Source organism: Flavobacteriales bacterium, from assembly GCA_013214975.1.
Lineage (GTDB): Bacteria > Bacteroidota > Bacteroidia > DT-38 > DT-38 > DT-38.
Window position 1 is genome coordinate 42,088 of record JABSPR010000004.1, and the last position, 6,635, is coordinate 48,722.

Here is a 6,635-nt window from a genome sequence, read left to right on the forward strand (position 1 = left end):
AGAATTAAATTTTTAGAGCAGATATATTTACGGCATGTTTAAACCTACAATACTTTTTACAAGTAGCTGGTACCCCAGTCGGGTTCACGATACACTCGGGAATTTTGTATCGCGCCATGCCGAAGCGGTTGCAATCCAAACAAGAGTAGTTGCGCTGTACGTTACATCAGATCCTGATCTCAAAGAAGATATCGATATAGAATTTACAGAAAAAAATAATGTTGAGACTATAATAGTCTATTACAAAAAAGTTAATTCAAGTTTTCCAATCTTAAGTCAATTTCAGAAATACAAACGAAATATAAATGCTTTCGAAATTGGTCTTCTTTGGATAAAGGATAATTTGAATATCGAATCGTTTGATTTAGTACATCATAATATCACCTACCCAACAGGTATATTCCCGATGCGCTTAAAAGAACATAAGGACACCCCTTACATAATCTCCGAAAATTTTACAGGATTTCTACCCGCTGGAAGACACAAATACAAAGGACTTCTAATGAAATACCTTTGTAAGAAGATAACTAGGAATGCAACTATTATTTGTCCTGTTTCCTTAGACCTAGAGAAGTCAATGAAGCAATTGGGATTTGATTCCGAGTATGTAATCGTCCCCAATGTAGTCGACACAATTACATTTCATACAAAAGAGGATGAGCCCTCTCAATTGGGTGAGAAAATTAAATTTATCCATGTTTCCACTTTAGATGAAAAGCATAAAAACGTAAAAGGCATACTCCGAGTAATACAGAAACTATCCAACGCTTTCGATGTAGAATTAAACATTATTCATGATGAAGATTCCAGCCTTCTCAAAACCTATTGTGAAGATTTAAAAATAGCAGGCCGTGTAAATTTCCTTGGACAGAAAGATGCTAAAGGGGTTTCCGAAGAACTTCGTAACAACGACATATTTATACTTTTCAGCAACTATGAAAATTTACCATGTGTTGTATTAGAATCAATTGCTTGTGGCGTCCCTGTAATCTCTTCGGATGTTGGTGGAACACGTGAACACCTTTCGTCGGAATTTGGAGAACTAGTATCTCCTTTGGACGAAGAAGCTCTGCTTAATAAAATTAAATTTATGATTGAAAATTACAGCAAATACGACCCAAAGGCTCTTCACCATTATGCACAATTACACTTCAGCAAGGAAAATGTAGGAAAACAGTTTATGCGCGTTTACGAGGAAGTATTACTTAAATAGATCTTGTAGTACGTAATCTAAGCGGGCTGGAGTAATTTTTTTTGTAATTATCTTTTTATTCTCATCTAGTAGAATTAATAATGGCGTGCTAAAAATGTCGAAATAAGTTCTAAACTCACTCTTATAACCAACATCCTCCACGTTAATCCAATTCAGTTTTGTTTTATCAATGTAAGCGAGCCAATCTAACTTAGTCTTCATCAGACCGACAGAATATACCTCTAGTTGGGTCCGGTCGTATTTTTCGTAAACTTCTTTTAAAATAGGTGTCGCTAGTTTACAATGACCGCAATTGGGATCCCAAAACCACATTACCGTGTACTTCGCTGGTATATCATAAAGGGCTTTTACTTCGCCATTAATATCCTTCAATTTAAGATTGGGAACACTATTTCCTTCTAGTAGATGAACTAGTTTTTTTGCGCGATTTACAATTTGATTTACTTGTTCATCCGTAAACCAATCAACTACACCTGTAACAAAATATCGATCTACAATATTTACAAAAACCGCATCCATTTCGGTCTGTATCGATTTCTGATACTTATTTGTAAAAATCGTAATGATATATTTAAATAGTTCCCTATTCCCTTTTGTGCCTCTTAATAAATATTCTAAACTATTAAGAACGGAGTCCTTTTGCTGCATTGTTAACTCATCCATATAATACTCCAACTTATTACTAAATACAGGAGTACGCAACAACCTCACATCAGACAGATCCGTTTTATCAAAATAATGCTCTTGCATATACCGGTATACAAATAGATCACGCTCCTCCTCATCTTTCGGCAAGTCCTTTTTGGGTGGCTCAATTTTATGCATGGCATTAAGTAAAAGTGTAAAAATCATATCCGGATTCTTCTTAGTAAAGGTTTTCGAATAAGACTGTTGTCTACTTAATATTTCATCATATCTCTTTTCAAAATATTTGGTCGAATCTTCGCCGGGAAGGAGCGTATCTAGTTTACTATTTATTCTCGTTACCTCTGTCTGATCTCTCTTATTCGTTACTTTCCATTCCTGGAAGTACTCATTTTCTTTCGAACCAATAATTTTTAAATTTTTTTCAAAATTAGCCGTATCTGTTTCCAAACTAAAGTATTGTTCGTTGATAATAAACTCGAATAACTTTTCTTGTTTATAAACAACCCCATAAACCCCTGCCTCTAGTTCATCATCACCTTTAAAACTAAAGTTCCCCTTACTATCAATAGTAACAGTGTCGACGTAATACATTCTTTTACCATAATAATTGGCCAAGTGTATAGTCGAATCACGAAGGCCATTTATCTTCACACTAATCTCGTGCCCTTTTCCAGAATTACCAGCGAAAGATTCATTGGTAGAGGCAACACTCATTAGTATACATACTACAATTATTACGAAAAAGGCTCTCATTCTTTTTATCATTTTTGTTATTCTTCAAAATTAAACATTCAATTCCCCACTACACAAGAAAAAATAAGATTACAATAAGCATGCAAAATTCAAGACAGAATCACACGAGCAAAGAATGGCTCTCAATCAGATCATTCTTCCAATAGCCACTATTTCATAGATATAGTTTATCCAATTATATTGGTTAATTATAAATTAGCAAACATGCTTTTCTCTGATAATCAATGTTATTATGAAAGGCTCTATTCAACACTGGAAATAATCATTTACACCCTCGTCAAAATTGATTGAAAAAAACTTGCTTTTTTCTAAAATAAATTATCTTTACATCCCCTTAAAAACTAAGGCAAAGAGATTATTTAGTACGAATTATAAAAAGAACGATTTTTTAACAACTAAAAGATTAACAAAATGTCTGAAACAGTTACAAAAACAGAAAGTGGACAAACCACTACAACTGGCACACCAATTAAATTAAAATACTTCTGCGACAATCAGTTTGTAGAGTCAAAAACTGACAAATACACAGATTGTTTCAATCCTTCTACAGGGGAAGTATCACACTTGGCTCCTCAATGTACTCCAACAGAAGTTGAAGAATGTATCGCATCTGCGAAAGCTGCTTACCCAGCATGGTCTAACACTCCTCCTAATAAGAGAGTTCAAGTTTTATTTAAGCTTAAAACTTTATTAGACGAGCATTTAGATGAGTTAACCGAGATTGTTGCTTTATCGGAAGGTAAAAAATGGGACGAAGCTAAAGGTGATGTTCTTAAAGCTATCGAAGTTGTAGAATTTGCTTGTGGTGTTCCTGAATTGATGAAAGGAGATTCTATCATGAACGTTTCTAACGGGTATGATACTGTTCTTTATGTTGAGTCATTAGGGGTTTTTGCAGGTATCGCACCTTGGAACTTCCCAGCTATGATCCCAATGGGATGGTTTGCTCCATTATGTATTGCTACTGGTAACACTTTCGTATTGAAAGCTGCTACTCCAGTTCCACAAGTAGTATTCAGATTTGCTGAGCTATGGGTTGAAGCAGGTTTACCTAAAGGTGTGTTAAACATCGTTACTGCTGGTAGAGATGAAGCTGAAATCTTCTTAAGACATAAAGATATCGTTGGTGTAACATTCGTAGGTTCTACAGGTGTTGGGAAACACATTTACAAAACGGCTGCTGCAAACGGTAAAAGAGTTCAAGCTTTAACTGAAGCTAAAAACCACGCATTGGTATTAGCTGATTGTAAATTAGACAGAACTGCAAGAGGTATCATCAACGCTTATACAGGTTGTGCAGGTCACAGATGTATGGCTTTACCAGTTGTTGTTGTTGAAGATTCTATCGCTGACGAATTAGTTGCTTTACTTAAAAAGTATTCTGAAGATGTTAAAATGGGTCACTCAACTGACATGACTACTGATATGGGTCCTGTTGTTACAGCTAGCCAAAAGAAAAGTGTTGAAGGTTGGATCGATAAAGGTGTTGAAGAAGGAGCTACTCTAGTATTAGATGGTAGAGGTGCAACTGTTGGAGGCCTTGAAGGCGGATACTGGGTTGGACCAACAATCTTCGATAACGTAACAGAAGAAATGACTGTAGGTTCTGAAGAAATATTTGGACCAGTACTTTGCATCAAAAGAGTTAAAGATTTCGAAGAAGGAATTAACATTATGAATGCTAGCCGATTTGCAAATGGATCTGCGATCTACACGCAAAATGGTTACTATGCTAGAGAGTTCGCTAAAAGAACAGATGCTGGTATGGTAGGTGTTAATGTTGGTATCCCTGTGCCAGTTGGCATGTTTGGATTCACAGGACATAAAGATTCATTCTTTGGAGATCTTCATGCAATGGGTCATGATGGAGTTAGATTCTTTACAGAGCAAAAGAATGTTACTTCAACTTGGTTCGATGAAACAGTTCCAGAAGAAATCGGTGGAAAAGTTGATACTTGGGATGGTATGTTACCAGACGCTGAAAAATAATCAGTAATCTAAGTTCAATTTAAGAGCAAGAAAACAGAATGGGAATTTTCTATAGATAGGAGATTCCCATTTTATTTAAAAGATTTAATATAAGAACACAACAGAATATGAAAACAAAAGAATTATACGACAAATACCTTATTACAGGTATGGTTGCTGGGTTTGAGCCGATCGAAATCGCTGATGCTACAGATACAAAAATTACCGGAACAGATGGTAAAGAATTTTTAGATTGCTTCAGCGGAATCTCAGTTGTAAACGCAGGTCATGGTCATCCAAAAGTTGTTGCAGCTGCAAAAGAGCAAATGGATAAATACATCCATACTTGTACATACGTGTACTATCAGCCAAGAGCTGGAGAGCTAGCTCAAAAATTAGCAGAAATTACTCCAGGCAACTTGCAAAAATCTTTCTTCGGAAGTAGTGGTGCAGAAGCTATTGAAGGTGCTATGCGTTTAGCTAAGCATTATACTGGCGGAAATGAATTTGTTGCTTTAACAAACAGTTTCCACGGTAGAACTTACGCTACTCTTTCTATCACTGGTAACAGCGGAAGAAAAATTAGTGGTGGTCCTTACATGCCAGGTGCAGTATTCACTCAATCACCTTTCTTTTATAGATGCCCTTGGGGATCTAAAACAGAAGAAGAATGTGGAGAAAAAGCTGCTAAAGCTTTGATCGAAACTGTTAAGTTACACACATCAAATAACGTTGCTGCATTTATCGCAGAAGGCTTAATGGGTGAAGGTGGTCTTATCGTTCCTCCTGACAATTTCTTCCCACTTGTTAAGGACTGGTTAGAAAAAGAAGGCATCTTGTTTATCTGTGATGAAGTACAGTCAGGATTTGGTAGAACTGGTAAAATGTTCGGTATCGATCATTATGGTGTTACTCCAGATATCATGACTATGGCTAAAGGTATCGCTGATGGTTTCCCATTAAGTGCTTTTACTGCTAGAGAAGAAGTTGGAAATGCATTTACTCCTGGATCTCATTTATCTACTTTCGGTGGAAACGCTGTAAGCTGTGCTGCTGCGATTGCAAATATCGAAGTACTTCAAGATGGTTTAGTTGAAAACTCAGCTGCAAGAGGTGAGCAATTAAAAGCTGGATTAATCGAAATGCAAAATGAATTCCCAATTATGGGTGATGTTAGAGGTAGAGGTTTAATGATTGGTGTTGACTTGATCAAAGACGCTGCTAAAACTCCTAATACTGAAGCAGCCGCTGCAATCAAAGCAGCTTGTCGTGAGGCAGGTGTGTTAATTGGTGTTGGTGGTGCTGCTAACGTTCTTAGAGTTCAGCCTCCATTAACGTTTACTTCTGATAATGTTGATCACGTTTTAGCTACTATTAAAGAAGCTATGCAAGGAATCAATACTCAGTTAGCATAAGCAATATTGAATATTAAAAAAGCTCGGTTCTTAATTGATCCGAGCTTTTTTTTGCTTCATACTTCCGTGGTTGCATCTTCGGAAAAACTTCAATAAAACTTGTTCTCGATGCACCGATGAAGAATTGACACTCGAACTGACAGGTTTTAAATGCGGTTCAAAAATCATTGTCCGTTCGAGTGAATTCCGTAAAACGGAATTTGTATTGAGAACAAAATGATTTGGTTCGGGTAATTGACTCTCTACCCTAATATATCCTCAATACTAGTCCTTGTAGCTTTCACCGAATCTGGCTCTTTCAAAGCCAATTGTCCACAGGCACCATGAATATCTCTACCAAGGTTTTTACGAATCGTAACTGAAATACCCGTTTCCTCAATCTTTCTTTTAAAGAGTTGAGCTTGCTCTCTCGAAGTGGCTTCTAAGTCTTTGTCTGTTTTATTGTAGACAATAAGATTCACATGTAAAAGATGCTTCCGTCCCATTTTAAGAAGTCTTCGTCCTAGTTCACCGGCATCGCTTTCTTGATCATTCTTACCGTCGAGCAGGATGTATTCAATAAACACTTTTCTGTTTGTTTTATTCAAGTGATACTCCATTGCCTCAAGCAACTTATCCATTGGGTAAGGCTTGTTAAT

5 protein-coding genes are annotated in these 6,635 nt (G+C 36.5%); 3 read left to right on the top strand and 2 right to left on the bottom strand.

What is annotated here, in order from left to right:
* Positions 1-34: 34 nt before the first annotated feature.
* Entirely contained in the window at positions 35-1,213 is a 1,179-nt protein-coding gene (locus tag HRT72_00345) for a glycosyltransferase (GenBank protein NQY66164.1), read from the top strand.
* Here HRT72_00345 and HRT72_00350 read toward each other — a convergent pair.
* Positions 1,202-2,626, bottom strand: a complete 1,425-nt coding sequence (locus HRT72_00350; protein NQY66165.1) for a DUF5106 domain-containing protein — start codon at positions 2,624-2,626, stop codon at positions 1,202-1,204. The two genes, HRT72_00345 and HRT72_00350, sit on opposite strands and share 12 nt — an antisense overlap.
* Before the next feature lie 399 nt (positions 2,627-3,025).
* On the opposite strand from HRT72_00350, the gene HRT72_00355 reads away from it, so the two are divergent.
* Both HRT72_00355 and HRT72_00360 read left to right on the top strand, forming a co-directional pair.
* On the top strand, positions 3,026-4,603 hold the full coding sequence (locus HRT72_00355; protein NQY66166.1) for a CoA-acylating methylmalonate-semialdehyde dehydrogenase: 1,578 nt from the start codon (positions 3,026-3,028) through the stop codon (positions 4,601-4,603).
* Between the two features lie 107 nt (positions 4,604-4,710).
* Positions 4,711-5,997: an aspartate aminotransferase family protein gene (locus HRT72_00360; GenBank protein ID NQY66167.1), complete on the top strand. Its 1,287-nt coding sequence runs from the start codon at positions 4,711-4,713 to the stop codon at positions 5,995-5,997.
* A gap of 242 nt (positions 5,998-6,239) precedes the next feature.
* On the opposite strand, the gene HRT72_00365 is transcribed toward HRT72_00360, so the two are convergent.
* Positions 6,240-6,617, bottom strand: coding sequence for a hypothetical protein (locus HRT72_00365; protein NQY66168.1), 378 nt, complete (start codon positions 6,615-6,617; stop codon positions 6,240-6,242).
* Positions 6,618-6,635: the final 18 nt, after the last annotated feature.

Bases quoted from the DNA above. Each gene is read 5' to 3' on its own strand.
- HRT72_00345 (NQY66164.1), top strand. From the start codon at position 35: ATGTTTAAACCTACAATACTTTTTACAAGTAGCTGGTACCCCAGTCGG.
- HRT72_00355 (NQY66166.1), top strand. From the start codon at position 3,026: ATGTCTGAAACAGTTACAAAAACAGAAAGTGGACAAACCACTACAACT.
- HRT72_00360 (NQY66167.1), top strand. From the start codon at position 4,711: ATGAAAACAAAAGAATTATACGACAAATACCTTATTACAGGTATGGTT.
- HRT72_00365 (NQY66168.1), bottom strand. From the start codon at position 6,617: ATGGATAAGTTGCTTGAGGCAATGGAGTATCACTTGAATAAAACAAAC.
- HRT72_00350 (NQY66165.1), bottom strand. From the start codon at position 2,626: ATGATAAAAAGAATGAGAGCCTTTTTCGTAATAATTGTAGTATGTATA.